Raw genomic sequence first — 14,433 nt, 5'->3', positions numbered from 1 at the left:
GTTTCTCCTCCGGACGCTCCAAGCTAGTCTTTCACGGTGAACAATCTTGACTCGGACAAGCATTCCCCGTCGTCGCCCGAAGCCGTGGCACCCCTGGCCGGAACCGTGATCGGCCTGGACATCGGCGGCACCAAAACGCGCGGCGTGCGTTTCGAGGACGGAACGCCTGTACGTGACGAGAGCGCCGGAAGTTCCAACGTCCAGAACGTCACCCGGGAACAGGCCAAAGCCAATCTTGCCGAACTGTTCGCCAAGATCGGCGGTGGCAATGTTGCCGAGGTGTTCGCAGGCTCCGGCGGCATTGACACAGACGAGGACGCGCAGGCGCTCGCAGACCTGATCGCCCCGCACGTACCGGGCGCGCGCATCACGGTTGTCCACGATTCCAGGCTGCTCCTGGCAGCCGGTGGCGCAAGCACGGGCGTCGCGGTCATTGCGGGGACGGGTTCGGCTGCCTGGGGCAGGAACGAGGCCGGTGAGGAAGCCCGCGCCGGTGGGTGGGGGTACCTGTTGGGCGACGAAGGCAGCGGTTACTGGTTGGGCCGCGAGGCTGTCCGCCACAGCCTCCGCCGCATGAACCAGGGCCTTGAACCTGACGTGCTCAGCCGGGCCTTGCTGGAAGCGTGCGGAGTGGACGAACCCGGCAAGCTCATCGCCCTTTTCCATTCCCCGGAGACCGGCCGCCGATTCTGGGCGCAGCAAGCACGCCTGGTGGTGGAAGCCGCGGATTCCGGTGACGAGACGTCAGTGGCCTTGGTGAACCAGGCGGGCAGGGACCTTGCCGACCTCGCCGCCCAGGCCGTGCGGCAGCTGGGCATCGACGGGCCCGTGATCCTTGGCAGCGGCCTGGGCATGAACGTGGTCCGGCTTCAGGAAGCTTTCAGGGGAAGGCTCGCCGAGGCGGGGATAGCCGACGTGCGGATCCTGCAGCAGGACCCGGTTTTCGGTGTTCCCCGGCTCGTGGCGGAACAGCGCGCCTGACCGGGGCAGCGGCGCGGCTCGTCAGCCGCGGGTCGGCTCAGCCGCGGGTCCGCGGGCGTAGCTTGACCCCCGGAAGCGGCGGCGCCGGTATGCGGCCTGCCTCGGCTCCCGCATCCGGTCCGTGGCCGCGGACCAGGCCGAAGCGGGAGGTGGCGGCAGCATCGTCGTCGAGCAATCCCTCGGCTTCCCACTCCTCGCGGGCCCGTTCCACTTCCTCGTGGGTGCGCCCCACGAAGTTCCACCACATCAGCAGGTCCTCGCCGAACGGTTCTCCGCCCAGGAGCATGAACCGGGTGTCCGGGGCTGCGTCGACCGTCAACGAGTGCCTGCCCGCACCCAGGTAGGCGAGCGGACCGGGTGCAACGGTTTCTCCGTCGATGACCAACTGCCCGTCCAATACCAGGACGGCATGCTCAAAGTCCGGGCGCAGCGGGAGCCCAAGTGTTCCCGCGCCCCTGATGTCCACGCCGACGATCGGGCTGAACATGGTGGCGGGGGAGCGCTGGCCGGCGAACTCGCCCACCATCACTGTGGCGGTGTAGCCCTCACCAACGGCAACCGGGAGTTCGCGGTGCTGTTCGAAGGTGGGTTCGCGGTGCCGGTGGGCGTCGGGCAGCGCAACCCACAACTGCAGTCCACGGGAGACCGGGATGTCCTCCGGCGAACCGTCGGATTCCGGGAGGACGGAGAACTCCGAGTGGGAGATGCCGCGGCCGGCCGTCATGATGTTGAGCTCCCCGGGTTGGACCACCACGTCGCTGCCCACGCTGTCGCGGTGCCGGACGGCTCCTTCCAGCGGCCACGTGACCGTCTGCAGGCCGCAGTGCGGGTGGGGGAGCACGCTCATGGCAACCCGGTCCGGGCCGAAGCTGTCCAGGAAGCACCAGGCGCCCACGGTGGGCAACCCGCGTTGCGGCAGGGTGCGGTAGACGTTCATGGCGCGAACGCCGCCCAGGGGAACCTCACGCGCAGGCCATAACTGGACGCACGGCCCCTGGCCTTCAGGTGCGGCGGGGCAGACCTGCTCCGCGGGAGCAGTATCCAGATTGGTCATGTGTCATCACCTGTGCATAAATGTTGGAAATTGAGCTAATCTGTTCCGTGTGAACAACGCCCTTCTGAGCTACCGCGACGCCGTCCTCCACCGTTCGGGTGAACCGTACCGCATCCTCGCTGGAGCCATCCACTACTTCCGCGTGCATCCGGATCTCTGGCGTGACCGGCTGCGTCGGCTCAAGGCGATGGGCGCTAATACGGTGGACACCTACGTGGCGTGGAACTTCCACCAGCCTACGCGCGGACAGGCTCCGGACTTCACCGGTTGGCGGGACCTGGGACGCTTCATTGACACTGCCGCCGAGGAAGGCCTGGAGGTCATCGTCCGGCCCGGGCCGTACATCTGCGCCGAGTGGGACAACGGTGGCTTCCCCGCATGGCTCACGGGCATACCGGGTATCGGCCTGCGCTGCCTGGACCCTGCGTTTACCGGGGCCATAGAGGAATGGTTCGGCCACCTGCTGCCCATCATCGCCTCCCGCCAGGCCTCTGCAGGCGGACCCGTGGTGGCAGTCCAGATCGAGAACGAATACGGCAGCTACGGCGACGACCACGAATACATCCGATGGAACCGCCGCGTGCTCGAGGATGGCGGGATCACTGAACTGCTCTTTACGGCCGACGGCGGAACAGACTATTTCCTTGATGGCGGTTCGGTTGACGGTACGTGGGCTACGGCGACGCTGGGGAGCCGCGGGGATGAGGCCATTGAAACGTGGAAGCGACGCCGGCCGGATGAGCCGTTCTTCAACGTTGAATTCTGGGGCGGCTGGTTTGATCACTGGGGCGAACACCACCACCGCCGCGATGCCGCCGATGCTGCCGCCGAAGCCCGGAAAATGCTCGACGCCGGTGGGTCCTTGTGCGTGTACATGGCCCACGGTGGAACCAACTTCGGCCTCGGATCCGGCAGCAACCACGACGGCACCATGCTCCAGCCGACGGTCACGAGCTACGACTCTGATGCCCCGATCGCCGAAAACGGCGAGCTGACACCCAAGTTCCACGCCCTCCGCAGGGAGTTCTACCGCGCACAGGGCATCGAAGACCTGCCCGAACTTCCCGCTGGGCTGCTCACGTCGGCTCCTGTCCTCCCGGCGCAGTCGCTGCCGCTCAGCCCGGGCACGGAACTGCTGGAGGTCGTCAGGGCGGCCAGTGCTCCGATCGCCAGCGTCAAGCCCCTCACCTTTGAGCAGTTGGGGCTCGACGGCGGCATGGTCCTCTATGCGGCCGAGGCCATCCTCCCGGGACGCGCTGATGCTCCCACGGAGAGCCGCCTCAAGATCATGGGCCTCCACGACCGTGCGTACATCTGGGTGAACGGAGCGTACGTGGGGGTCCTGGATGACCAAACCGCGGCCGAGGGGCTGACCCTTACCGGAACAGGGATCCCGGCAAGACTGGAAATCCTCGTGGAAAATCTGGGCCGCATCAACTATGGGCCCTTCACGGGGCAGGGCAAGGGCATCCTGGGTGGCGTGCTCATCAACCAGCGCTACACCTTCCACTGGACCCAAACGCCGGTTGCCCTGGGCGAATGGACGGAGAAGGATCTTGCGGACCTCCCCGAAGCAGTGTTCACTGCACCGGAACCCGCAGACACCTATTTTGAGCTCCCGGAATCCACCAAAGGCTTCCTCTGGCTCAATGGCTTTCTCCTGGGCAGGTACTGGAACAAGGGACCGCAGGTGACCCTCTACGCCCCGGCGCCTTTGTTGAGGGCGGGACGCAACAGCATCCGGGTGCTGGAACTCGGCGATCCGGGTGCCGTCGTCGAACTTCGGGAGAAGCCGGACCTCGGACCGGAACATGGCGGCCCCATCGGCGCGGCCGATCTTACGTAGGCCGGCGCGGCCGCAACTATGCTGGCTGGATGAGCCTGGACTTCGACACCCGCCCTGCCGCCTACGCCGTCATTATTCAGGACGGCAAGATCCTCCTGGCCTACTGGAAGCAGGACGACAAAGAAGGATGGACCCTTCCGGGTGGAGGGCTGGACCTGGCCGAGCATCCCGTAGACGGCTGCCGGCGGGAGGTCTTTGAGGAAACCGGGTACGAGGCGCAGATAGACCGGATGCTCGGCATCGACGTGGGACATTGGCCCAGGGAAGCCCGGCCGGACGGAACCGTCCGTGATTTCCAGGCGCTCCGGCTGGTCTACGAAGCCTCCATCACCGGCGGGGAGTTGACGCACGAGATGGACGGCAGTACCACGCACGCTGCCTGGATCCCCCTTGAGGATGTGGGCAAGCTCAACCGGGTTTCGCTGGTGGATGTAGCCCTTCGCCTCGAGCGGGAACGCCCGCTGGATGGAAAGCTGATGGCGCAGCATTCTTGAAAAGGTAGCCATATCCGGCGGGCCTGAGTACGCTGGAGATCGTTGCCGGCCGATCGATTGCCGGCCTTGATGCCGAGGAGGTGGATTTGATGACTGCCATAGTCTTGCGCGCCCCGCATGCTGCAGCGGCGCACCGTCACTCCACCATTCCCGTCCCGGCATCAGCCTGCGCCTAGCCAGGCGACCGGGCCTCAGCAGAGGCATTCCACATTGAATATCCACGCTTTTTCAAGCGACACTGTTTTTCCTGACACCAACCGGCTCCCCATGGAGTACGGTTTCACCGCCAAAACCGCGGAGTTGTTTGCGGCCAATCCCACCTCGAATCCGGGGGATAACTGGCCCGGACGCATCGTTCGCCTGGATAGAAACCGGGTCCTGGTCGCATCAGGGCACGGCTTGCTTCACTTGCCGTACCCCCGCCGGGGCCTCATCCCGGCCACGGGCGACTGGGTCTGGTTGGGGCACAACGCCACCGGTGAGCCGGCCGTCGTCGAGGTGTTGCCCCGCCATTCGGCGCTCAGCCGCAAGCGCGCCTTCGAAGCATCGTCGGAGGAGCAGATCCTGGGCGCCAACATCGACATCGTAGCGGTGGTTGTTCCCATGGACCGGCCGCTGACCCACAACCGCCTGGAACGAACCTTGGTCGCCGCCTGGGATTCCGGCGCCACACCCCTGGTGGTCATCACCAAAGCAGACCTCGCAGACCTCGCGGACGATGTTGTGGGTGAGGTCATCCACCAAGCGGCCGGAGTGGAAGTGGTCACGACGTCCGCCGAACTCGGCGACGGGCTGGATGAGCTCCTCCGCCACATCCCGCAGGGGGCAACCCTGGTGCTGCTCGGGCCCTCCGGCGCGGGCAAGTCCACCCTGATCAACGCCCTGGTGGGTCACGGAGTCCAGGAAACCGGCGCCGTGCGGTCGGGCGACGGCAAGGGCAGGCACACCACCACATCCCGTGAGCTCGTTCCGTTGCCGGGCGGCGCAGTCCTGATGGACACGCCGGGCGTCCGTGGGTTCGGCCTTTTCGACGCGGACGACGGCATGGACGAAATGTTCGGCGACCTGGAGGAGCTCTTCGGGCAATGCCGGTTCTCCGACTGCTCCCACCAGGCTGAGCCGGGGTGTGCCGTGCTGGAAGCCTTGGCCAACGAATCGCTGGACCAGCGCCGGTGGGCCAGCTATCTCAAGCTCCAGCGGGAGCTCGCGGCACTGAACCGGAAACACGATGCTGCGGCGCGTCGTGCGTACCAGCGGGAGTGGCACCAGAAGGTGGTTTCCGCCGAACGAGGACAACGCGCGGCGGAAAGATACCGCCACGATAAAGCCGAGGAGAGGGCCGGGAAGACCGCTAAACGCCGGAAACGGTGAACATTGCCGATTCATTACGGAATACGTGGCGTCGCTGACATCGCTTGGCCCGCTGGCTACGCTGGGTGAAGATCGGCTTTACAGCCACAGTAAGCGTGCTTATGATCATTTGGCTCTACCGTCCGAGGATGTCGAAATTACAGATAGGTAAGCCCAGGTATGGCCGAAGCCATGATTGAGTTCCAGAGCGTGACCAAGCAGTACCAGGGGGGACAACCAGCGGTTGACGCTCTGAGCATGTCCATCGACAAGGGTGCCATTACGGTCTTTGTCGGACCCTCGGGCTGCGGCAAGACCACGTCATTGCGCATGATCAACCGCATGGTTGAGCCCAGCGCGGGCACCATCACCGTCAACGGCGAGGATGTGTCAAAGGTCCCGGCCGCCCAGCTGCGCCGGTCAATGGGGTATGTCATGCAGTCCGCAGGTTTGCTCCCGCACCGGTCCGTGCTGGACAACATTGCCACTGTTCCCCGGCTGAACGGGGTTCCGAAAGCGGCTGCGCGGAAGCGCGCGGCGGAACTGCTCGACGTCGTCGGGCTGGCTTCCGGGCTCGGCAAGCGGTACCCGTCGCAACTCTCGGGCGGCCAACAGCAACGCGTCGGCGTGGCGCGTGCGCTCGCGGCCGATCCGCCGGTGCTGCTCATGGATGAGCCCTTCAGTGCGGTTGATCCCGTGGTGCGCGACGAACTTCAGCAGGAACTGCTGCGCCTCCAGCGCGAACTGGCCAAGACCATCGTTTTCGTGACCCACGACATCGACGAGGCCACCGTGCTGGGCGACAAGGTGGCGGTCTTTGCCGTGGGCGGCAAACTCGCACAGTATGCAGCTCCGGAGGAGATCCTCAGGGCGCCGGCCAACGACTTCGTAGCGTCCTTTGTCGGCCGCGACCGGGGGTTCCGGCATCTCGCGTTCAACGCCGCCGACTCGGTGCAGCTGCACCCTGTCACCATGGTGGGAGCCTCTGACGGGCATCACGCCGGCCGGGACTCGGGGGAGTGGGCGCTGGTTGTCGACCAGGAGACCAGGCCGCTCGGGTGGTCCTCACCGCGGGACGGCGCCGGAATCATCCCCGGTGGTTCACTCTTCCGCAAGGGGGACACCCTGCGGCGGGCGCTCGACGCAGCGCTGTCCTCGCCGTCGGGGCTGGGCGTTGCCGTGGACGACGACGGCAGGGTCGCTGGAGTCCTGAAGGCACCGGAAGTCCTGGCCCTCATCGAAGAAGTCCGCCGCCGCAGGGAGGACGCCACCTGATGCAGTGGTTCCTGGCGAACACGGGCATGGTGTTTGGCTTGGCGGGACAGCACCTGGTCCTGGCAGTCATCCCCATGGTCCTCGGGCTGCTGATTTCGGTTCCCCTGGCTCAGCTGGCCCGCCGAAACAGTACGCTGCGGTCCATAGTGGCCACGGCTACGTCCTTGCTCTACACCATCCCGTCCCTGGCGTTGTTCATCATTCTCCCCACCATCCTCGGGACCCGGATCCTGGACCCGCTCAATGTGATCGTGGCGCTGACGATCTACGCCGTGGCCCTGCTGGTCCGCGCGGCAATGGACGCCTTCGATTCCGTGGACAACGATCTTCGGAACGCAGCCGTGGCCATGGGCTTCAAGCCCCTGAACAGGTTCTTCCACGTGGACCTTCCGCTGTCCCTTCCGGTGATGTTTGCCGGGCTGCGCGTGGTCTCCGTCAGCAACATTTCCCTGGTGAGCGTTGCGGCGCTGCTGGGTGTGGGCAACCTTGGCATGCTGTTCACTGACGGTTTGCAGCGCACCTTTGTCACGGAGGTCGTGGTTGGCATTATCGCCATCCTGGTGCTCGCGTTGCTGATGGACGCTGTGCTCGTTGTGCTGGAGAGGATCCTGACGCCCTGGACCCGGGCCGCGGGCGGCAGCGGACAGGCCAGCGCCACGGCCATCATCACCGAGCCCAAGTCCGGGCCGGGACCGCAGGCGACCCCACGACCGGATCCGGGGGCATCGGCATGAGCAACATCTTCACAGACACCATCGCCTGGCTTGTTGACCCTGTGCACTGGTCCGGAAGCGGTGGAATTCCAGCGCGTTTATCCGAACACTTGCAATACAGCGGCCTCGTGCTGGTCATCGCCGCGGCGATAGCCATCCCCGTAGGTCTCTATATTGGCCACACAGGTCGGGGCAGGGTGGTTGCCGTTGCCCTGGCCGGAGCCCTCCGTGCCTTGCCCACGCTCGGCTTGCTGGTCCTGTTCGCGCTGTTGGCGGGCAGCGGCCTCATGCCGCCGGTTTGGGCACTCGTGATCCTCACCGTTCCACCGCTCCTTGCAGGCACCTACGCAGGCATTTCCAGCGTCGATTCCACGGTGGTGGATGGTGCCCGGGCCATGGGCATGACCGAGATGCAGATCCTGTTCCGCGTTGAGCTGCCCAACGGGCTGCAGGTCATGTTCGGCGGAATCCGGACCGCTGTACTCCAGGTCATCGCCACAGTGTCGGTGGTTGCCTACCTGCCGCTCGGCGGGCTGGGCCGGTACCTCTTCGACGGCCTGGTCCTTCAAGACTTCCCGCGCATGCTCGGCGGCTCCCTGTTGATCGCGGCTTTGGCGATCGCCGTCGACCTTGTCCTTGCCGCCATCCAGCGCCTGGTGCTGTCACCAGGCCTTGCCCCCGACTCCCGCGGTCGCCAGAAGGCGCCCGACGGTCACCAAGCCACAGCTCCCTCCGGGGCTGCCGTTCAAGGAGGTACACCATGAAAAACCCCGTCCCCATGACCCTTACGCGCCGTGGTCTCGGCGGCCTGGCAGCCGGCCTCGGTGTGGCGCTCGCGTTGAGCGCCTGTGGTGGCAGCCCCCTGGCAACACCGTCATCGTCGGCAGCCAGCGGATCAGCCGGCGGATCGTTGGTTGTAGGTTCGGCAGACTTCCCGGAAAGCCAGGTCATCGCCGAAATCTACGCCGGTGCCCTCAACGCGGCCGGAGTCACAGCCACCACCAAGCCAAACATTGGCTCCCGCGAAATCTACTTCAAGGCGGTCCAGGACGGCTCGGTAGACCTCGTGCCGGACTACTCGGGCAACCTCCTGTCCTACCTGAACGCCGATGCCACGGAAGTCTCGGCCGATGACGTGTACAAGGCGCTGCCGGGCAAGCTGCCCGACGGCTTGGCCGTGTTGGATGCGGCCAAGGCAGAGGACAAGGATGCCATGGTGGTCACCAAAGCCACGGCAGAGAAATACCAGCTGAAGTCCATCGAAGACTTGGCCAAGGTGTGCAAGGACTTCACCATGGCTGCCCCGGCCACCTTCGAGACCCGCTCCTACGGTTTCCCGGGCTTGAAGAAGAACTACAACTGCGAGCTCAAGGGGCTGCAGCCCTTCAGCGACGGTGGTGGCAACCTGACCCTGCAGGCGCTGCTCGAGGACAAGGTCCAGGTGGCCGATATCTACACCACCACGCCGTCCATCATTGACAACGACCTTGTGGTCCTCGAAGACCCCAAGAACAACTTCAAGGCCCAGCAGGTCCTGCCGCTCTACAACAAGTCCAAGATGACGGACAAGGCCAAGGACGCACTCAACAACGTGTCCAAGATCCTCACCACCGAGGACCTCATCAACCTGAACCGTTCGGTGAGCGGCGACCAGAAGCAAAGCGCCAAGGACGCAGCCGCCGCCTGGCTCAAGGACAAGGGCATCGTCAAGTAACGACTGGCAAGAACCGCTGACGACGGCGGTGACGGACCCCCGCGGCCCCGTCACCGCCGTCGTTGCTTCTGTGAGGGACGTCTCAACGGAAGTCCATGACCGCTATGGCATATTTGAGGAATGGCGAATTTCAAGCAGTCCACCAAGCTTCATAATGTCCTCTACGACATCCGTGGACCGATTCTTCAGGCCGCCCAGCAGATGGAGGCGGAGGGTCACCGGATCCTCAAACTGAACATCGGAAACCCGGCACCGTTTGGTTTTGAAGCGCCTGACGCCATTTTGGTGGACATGATCCGCCACCTCCCCAACGCCCAGGGATACAGTGACTCGCGCGGCATCTTCTCGGCCCGGACGGCCGTGTCCCAGTATTACCAAACCCGCGGCATCCAGAACATCCACGTTGACGACATCTACCTTGGCAACGGCGTCAGCGAGCTCATCACCATGTCCCTCATGGCACTGCTCGAAGACGGCGATGAGGTTCTGATTCCCACCCCGGACTACCCCCTGTGGACGGCTTCTGTCGCCCTGGCCGGCGGACGGCCCGTCCATTACCTCACCGACGAGGAATCCGGCTGGCAGCCCGACCTTGAGGACATGGAAGCCAAGATCACGCCCCGTACCAAGGGCATCGTGGTCATTAACCCGAACAACCCCACCGGTGCTGTCTATCCGGAAGGGACGCTGAAGAAGATCGTGGCTTTGGCCGAGAAACACGGCCTGGTGATCTTCGCGGACGAGATCTACGAAAAGATCCTGTACGAAGACGCCGTCCACGTGAACCTCGCCGGCCTGACGGGCGACGACGTGCTGTGCCTGACGTTCAGCGGCCTGTCCAAGGCTTATCGCGTCTGCGGCTACCGGGCTGGCTGGATGGCCATTTCCGGGCCGAAGAAGGATGCCGCGGATTACCTCGAAGGCATCAACCTGCTGGCCAACATGCGCCTGTGCGCCAACGTGCCCGCCCAGCACGCCATCCAAACGGCACTGGGCGGCTACCAGAGCATCAACGACCTCATCCTTCCCGGCGGTCGGCTCCTGGAGCAGCGGAACAAGGCTTACGACCTCCTGAACGCCATTCCCGGCGTCAGCACCCAGCAGGCGAGGGGAGCGCTTTATCTGTTCCCCAAGTTGGATCCGGAGGTCTTCCACATCCGGGACGATGAGAAGTTCGTCCTGGATCTCCTGAGGGAGCAGAAGATTCTGGTCTCGCACGGCAGGGCCTTCAACTGGGTACGTCCTGACCACTTCCGCATGGTTACCCTGCCCAACGTCAAGGACATCGAAGAGGCGATCGGGCGCATGGCGGACTTCCTGTCGAGGTACCCGGGCAACTAGCCTGAGTTCCATGCTGCGCCGCCGGGGCGCCGCCCGGCAGGAAGGCAAGCCATGGTCGCTGCGGTTGAGTTCGCCAAGAGTCCAGCAGAAGTCTTGAGGGTGGATTCGGGATTCTCACTTGCGGGTGTGGATCCCGAATCGACGCCGGGCTATTCAGGCAACAAGGTGGACGGCAAGGCCTTGCTCGGCGCGCAGGATGCCAGGCTGACCGAACTCCAGGAGCAATTGTTTGCGTCGGGAAAGTTCGGCAGTCCCAAGCGGTTGCTGTTGATCCTCCAGGCCATGGACACAGCGGGCAAGGGCGGGGCTGTCAGCCACGTTGTGGGTGCCATGGACCCGCAAGGCGTCCACCTGACGGCCTTCAAGGCACCCACCGAGGAAGAGAAAGCCCACGATTTCCTGTGGCGGATCGAGAAGCAGGTTCCGGCTGCAGGCATGGTGGGTGTCTTCGACCGCTCCCATTACGAGGATGTCCTCATCCACCGGGTGCACGGATGGGCCGACGCCGAGGAACTGGAGCGGCGGTATTCAGCCATCAATGACTTCGAAGCGCGGCTGGCCGAACAGGGAACCACCATCGTCAAAGTCATGCTGAACATCAGCAAGGACGAACAGAAAAGGCGCCTCATCGCGCGGCTGGACGATCCGAGCAAGCACTGGAAGTACAGTCGCGGCGACCTGACCGAGCGGGCCTTCTGGGATGACTACATGGACGCCTACAGCGTCGCCTTCGAGAAAACATCCACTGACGTCGCCCCGTGGCACGTGGTTCCGGCCAACAAGAAGTGGTACGCGCGCATCGCTGTTCAGGAATTGTTGCTGGAGGCCCTCCGCGGGATGTCCCTGGACTGGCCCAAAGCGGAGTTTGACGTTGCCGCCGAACGCGCCTTGGTGGTCGAGTCCTGAACTGTCCCTCGGGTTGCGTGCGGCTTGCCGCGTGCCGGCCGGTCAGCCGTTTCTTCCTGTCAGTAGCCGGGTAGCCGCAGGGCGCGGGCCTAGCGGCTTACCCGTCGGTCGAGGGGCAGCACCCGGTTACTGACCCGCCCCGGAATCCGTATTTGCCTCGCGGGCCGTTGCGAGCCGCTTGCGGGCGCCTTCCAACCAGTCTTCACAGCGTTTGGCAAGCGCTTCGCCGCGTTCCCACAGGGCGAGCGACTCTTCCAGGCTTGCGCCGCCGGCCTCAAGACGGCCCACGACGGCCACCAATTGTTCACGGGCTTCTTCATAGCTCAGGGCATCGAGCGACTCGGAAGTGTGTGCGGGGTTTTCGGTCATGGGTTTCCTTTGGCTGTCCCGGCCGCTTGGACCGGTTGGTGGTCTGAATGACGCCGTCGTTCGTGTCCTGGGATCATCGCCCGGCGATCTGGCCTTGCCCCACGGACATTGCCCGGAAGCGTCCTTCCGCAACCCGGATGGCCAAAGCCGTTCCTTCCGGCGTCTGCTCCGGGCTGCTGACCACGGTGTGGCCAGCCTGGTCCTCGCCCACGATCTGCACCACCGCATAGCCGCGGTCCAGTGTTTTTTGCGGGGACAAGGCACGTACTTGCGCGCGTAGGTGATGCACCTGGTCGAGGGCCCGCAGCACAGCTGTATTCACGGCAGAGTGCGACCTTTGCCGTAACCTGGCAACGTCCTCGGCGCGCACTGCCACGAGGGTGTCCGGCGTGGCCAAAACCGGCCTCGACCTCAGGGCGTGCAGCCGGTCCGTTTCCCTGTCCACCATCCTCCCAATGCTGCGGCGCAGGTGGTCGCGGGCCTGCCGGACCGCCGCGAGCTCTTCGGAGACGTCCGGAACGATCCTCTTGGCTGCATCCGTTGGCGTCGAGGCGCGGAGGTCGGCAACGTCATCAAGGATCGGCCGGTCGGCTTCGTGGCCGATGGCACTGACCACCGGGGTTGTAGCGGCGGCCACGGCCCTGATCAGGTCCTCGTTGCTGAACGGCAGGAGGTCCTCGAGGGCACCGCCGCCGCGGGCGAGGACGATGACATCCACGTGCGGATCAGCATCCAGCTTTTTGAGGGCGCCAATGATTTGCGAGACTGCGGTGTTGCCTTGGACTGCCACCTCGCGGACGTCGAATTCGACGGCGGGCCAACGCAGCGCTGCGTTGCGCAGGACGTCCTTCTTGGCGTCCGAATCGCGGCCGGTGATCAATCCAATGCGGTGAGGGAGCAGGGGCAGCTTCCGCTTCCTCGAATCGGCGAAAAGCCCTTCTGCCGCCAAGGCCTGCCGGAGCCTCTCAATCCGGGCCAGGAGGTCGCCCAATCCCACCGGCCTGATGTCCTTCACCGACATGTTGAGGCGCCCGGTCTTCACCCAGAAATCGGCTTTCACCAGGGCCACTACGCGTGAGCCGCGTTCCAGCGGAGTCCGTTGTCGGTCCAGCACCGTGGACCACACCGAAGCTGGCAACGAGATCTCCGCGTCGACGTCACGAAGCGTCAGGAACGCGTTGCCACCGCGGCGGTTCATTTCGATGACCTGGCCCTCGATCCATGCGGCCGGTGCACGTTCGATGTGGGCCTTGAGCTTCCGCGACAACAATTGCAGGGGCCACGGGTTGTCCGGGCTGGTCTCGGCGGCTGTCGCAGGCAGTGTCGATTCAGGGCTGGCTTCAGCTGACATGGGTGATCCGTGCTTTTTCCTGCATGTGCCTGTCCTCGGTAGCATTGCGCCCGCCGGTTACGGGGCTGCTTTCCAACTCTATCCATAGCCGCAGCCGCCGGGTCCCATATTTTCCCCTGTATGTGGACAGTCCTAGGATGGTTGGACAGCCCCCTAGCACCGAGGTAGACCTTGCGTACTTTTGTCTCAGCAGTGGGAGTGATCCTCGCTTTGCTGCTCACAGCCGTGGCCGTGCCTGCAGCATGGGTTGATGCGAATGTGGTCAAGGAAGACGGTTTTGTCCGCATGGCCGGTGCCTTGGGCAAGGACCCCGACTTTCAGAACCGCCTGACCGGCGCGGCCGTGAGTACCTTCGAGTCCTCCGTGCAACTGCCCGAGCCGGTCCGCAACCTGGCAGGCGACGCACTCAAAGGCGCTGCGAACGGCATGCAATCGTGGAGCGACTATCCGCAGGCCTGGGAAGAAACGGTCCGGAACAGCCACCGCCTCAATTTTGGCGGCCAAACCGAAGAATCAGGTTCCCCCACTGCTTTGCTCCTGGATATTGCGCCGCTGGTCCGGCTCATCAGGGACCACTTCGCCTCGTCCACGGGCATCACCCTGGACGTCCCGGCTGAAAGCGTGGTGACGTTGGGGCAACCGTCGCAGCGGCAGATCGTGGAGCGCGTGTCCGCCTTCGTCCCGTTGTGGTGGGTTGCCGCATTGGGCGCCGCGGTGTCGGTTCTGCTCGCGCTGGCTGCGGCACGCAGGCGCGCGCTGGTTTTCGTCTTCCTGGGACTTGGCGGGCTGGCTCTGGCTGCCCTCTGGAGCACGACGGCGGACCTCGCCGTCAATTCGGTCCAGAACCTTTCCAGCGGCAACAGTGTGGCGGAGTTGTTCAAACAGGAGTTCCTGGAGTCGTCGCGGTCCGGCTTTGGCCAATGGATAATCGTGGATGTTTGGGTCTCGGCTGCCGTCCTGGCACTGGGATTCCTTGGGTGGTTGGTATCCGGGAGACGGCGGTCACCTTCGGCAAACCGGGCCACCGCTGCCCGGTAGC

The 14,433-nt window shown here is 64.6% G+C and carries 14 protein-coding genes; 11 read left to right on the top strand and 3 right to left on the bottom strand.

Annotated elements, in window-relative coordinates:
* Positions 1 to 36 precede the first annotated feature (36 nt).
* Positions 37 to 981 (top strand): N-acetylglucosamine kinase, encoded by a 945-nt coding sequence (locus ACIQT2_RS05725; RefSeq protein ID WP_402944439.1) that lies wholly within the window; start codon positions 37 to 39, stop codon positions 979 to 981.
* Between the two features lie 37 nt (positions 982 to 1,018).
* Here the strand turns inward: ACIQT2_RS05725 and ACIQT2_RS05720 are convergent, their stop codons facing one another.
* Positions 1,019 to 2,035: a pirin family protein gene (locus ACIQT2_RS05720; RefSeq protein ID WP_402944436.1), complete on the bottom strand. Its 1,017-nt coding sequence runs from the start codon at positions 2,033 to 2,035 to the stop codon at positions 1,019 to 1,021.
* Positions 2,036 to 2,084: 49 nt separating this feature from the next.
* Between ACIQT2_RS05720 and ACIQT2_RS05715 the strand changes: the two genes are divergently transcribed.
* The 9 genes from ACIQT2_RS05715 (at position 2,085) to ACIQT2_RS05675 (ending at position 11,674) form a co-directional block, all read left to right on the top strand.
* A complete protein-coding gene (locus ACIQT2_RS05715; protein WP_402944433.1) occupies positions 2,085 to 3,881 on the top strand; it encodes a beta-galactosidase family protein in 1,797 nt (598 codons plus the stop codon).
* Positions 3,882 to 3,910: 29 nt separating this feature from the next.
* Positions 3,911 to 4,375 (top strand): NUDIX hydrolase, encoded by a 465-nt coding sequence (locus ACIQT2_RS05710; protein WP_402944430.1) that lies wholly within the window; start codon positions 3,911 to 3,913, stop codon positions 4,373 to 4,375.
* A 210-nt stretch (positions 4,376 to 4,585) separates the two neighbouring features.
* A complete protein-coding gene (rsgA, locus tag ACIQT2_RS05705; RefSeq protein ID WP_402944428.1) occupies positions 4,586 to 5,746 on the top strand; it encodes a ribosome small subunit-dependent GTPase A in 1,161 nt (386 codons plus the stop codon).
* Positions 5,747 to 5,905: 159 nt separating this feature from the next.
* Entirely contained in the window at positions 5,906 to 7,000 is a 1,095-nt protein-coding gene (locus ACIQT2_RS05700; protein WP_400329377.1) for an ABC transporter ATP-binding protein, read from the top strand.
* Complete coding sequence (locus tag ACIQT2_RS05695; RefSeq protein WP_400329380.1) at positions 7,000 to 7,734, top strand: ABC transporter permease; 735 nt, start codon at positions 7,000 to 7,002, stop codon at positions 7,732 to 7,734. Before ACIQT2_RS05700 ends, ACIQT2_RS05695 begins: the two co-directional genes overlap by 1 nt.
* The gene (locus ACIQT2_RS05690; protein ID WP_400329383.1) at positions 7,731 to 8,477 is read left to right on the top strand and encodes an ABC transporter permease; all 747 of its coding nucleotides are present in this window, start codon (positions 7,731 to 7,733) and stop codon (positions 8,475 to 8,477) included. The genes ACIQT2_RS05695 and ACIQT2_RS05690 overlap by 4 nt, the downstream gene beginning before the upstream one ends.
* The gene (locus ACIQT2_RS05685; RefSeq protein WP_402944424.1) at positions 8,474 to 9,427 is read left to right on the top strand and encodes an ABC transporter substrate-binding protein; all 954 of its coding nucleotides are present in this window, start codon (positions 8,474 to 8,476) and stop codon (positions 9,425 to 9,427) included. Before ACIQT2_RS05690 ends, ACIQT2_RS05685 begins: the two co-directional genes overlap by 4 nt.
* Before the next feature lie 120 nt (positions 9,428 to 9,547).
* On the top strand, positions 9,548 to 10,768 hold the full coding sequence (locus ACIQT2_RS05680) for a pyridoxal phosphate-dependent aminotransferase (protein WP_402944421.1): 1,221 nt from the start codon (positions 9,548 to 9,550) through the stop codon (positions 10,766 to 10,768).
* Between the two features lie 51 nt (positions 10,769 to 10,819).
* Positions 10,820 to 11,674: a polyphosphate kinase 2 family protein gene (locus ACIQT2_RS05675; RefSeq protein ID WP_402944418.1), complete on the top strand. Its 855-nt coding sequence runs from the start codon at positions 10,820 to 10,822 to the stop codon at positions 11,672 to 11,674.
* A 126-nt stretch (positions 11,675 to 11,800) separates the two neighbouring features.
* Here ACIQT2_RS05675 and ACIQT2_RS05670 read toward each other — a convergent pair whose 3' ends face one another.
* Positions 11,801 to 12,043, bottom strand: a complete 243-nt coding sequence (locus ACIQT2_RS05670; RefSeq protein ID WP_400329395.1) for an exodeoxyribonuclease VII small subunit — start codon at positions 12,041 to 12,043, stop codon at positions 11,801 to 11,803.
* Positions 12,044 to 12,116: 73 nt separating this feature from the next.
* Positions 12,117 to 13,394 carry an exodeoxyribonuclease VII large subunit gene (gene xseA / locus ACIQT2_RS05665; protein ID WP_402944414.1) on the bottom strand — a complete coding sequence of 426 codons (1,278 nt, stop codon included), beginning with the start codon at positions 13,392 to 13,394 and terminating at the stop codon, positions 12,117 to 12,119.
* A gap of 171 nt (positions 13,395 to 13,565) precedes the next feature.
* On the opposite strand from xseA, the gene ACIQT2_RS05660 reads away from it, so the two are divergent.
* Positions 13,566 to 14,432 (top strand): hypothetical protein, encoded by an 867-nt coding sequence (locus ACIQT2_RS05660; RefSeq protein ID WP_402944411.1) that lies wholly within the window; start codon positions 13,566 to 13,568, stop codon positions 14,430 to 14,432.
* Position 14,433 lies beyond the last annotated feature (1 nt).

The sequence above is a fragment of the Paenarthrobacter sp. NPDC090522 genome (assembly GCF_044769225.1).
GTDB lineage: Bacteria > Actinomycetota > Actinomycetes > Actinomycetales > Micrococcaceae > Arthrobacter.
The sequence above is the reverse complement of the archived record's forward strand: the minus strand, read 5'-3'. Positions and strand labels throughout refer to the sequence as shown.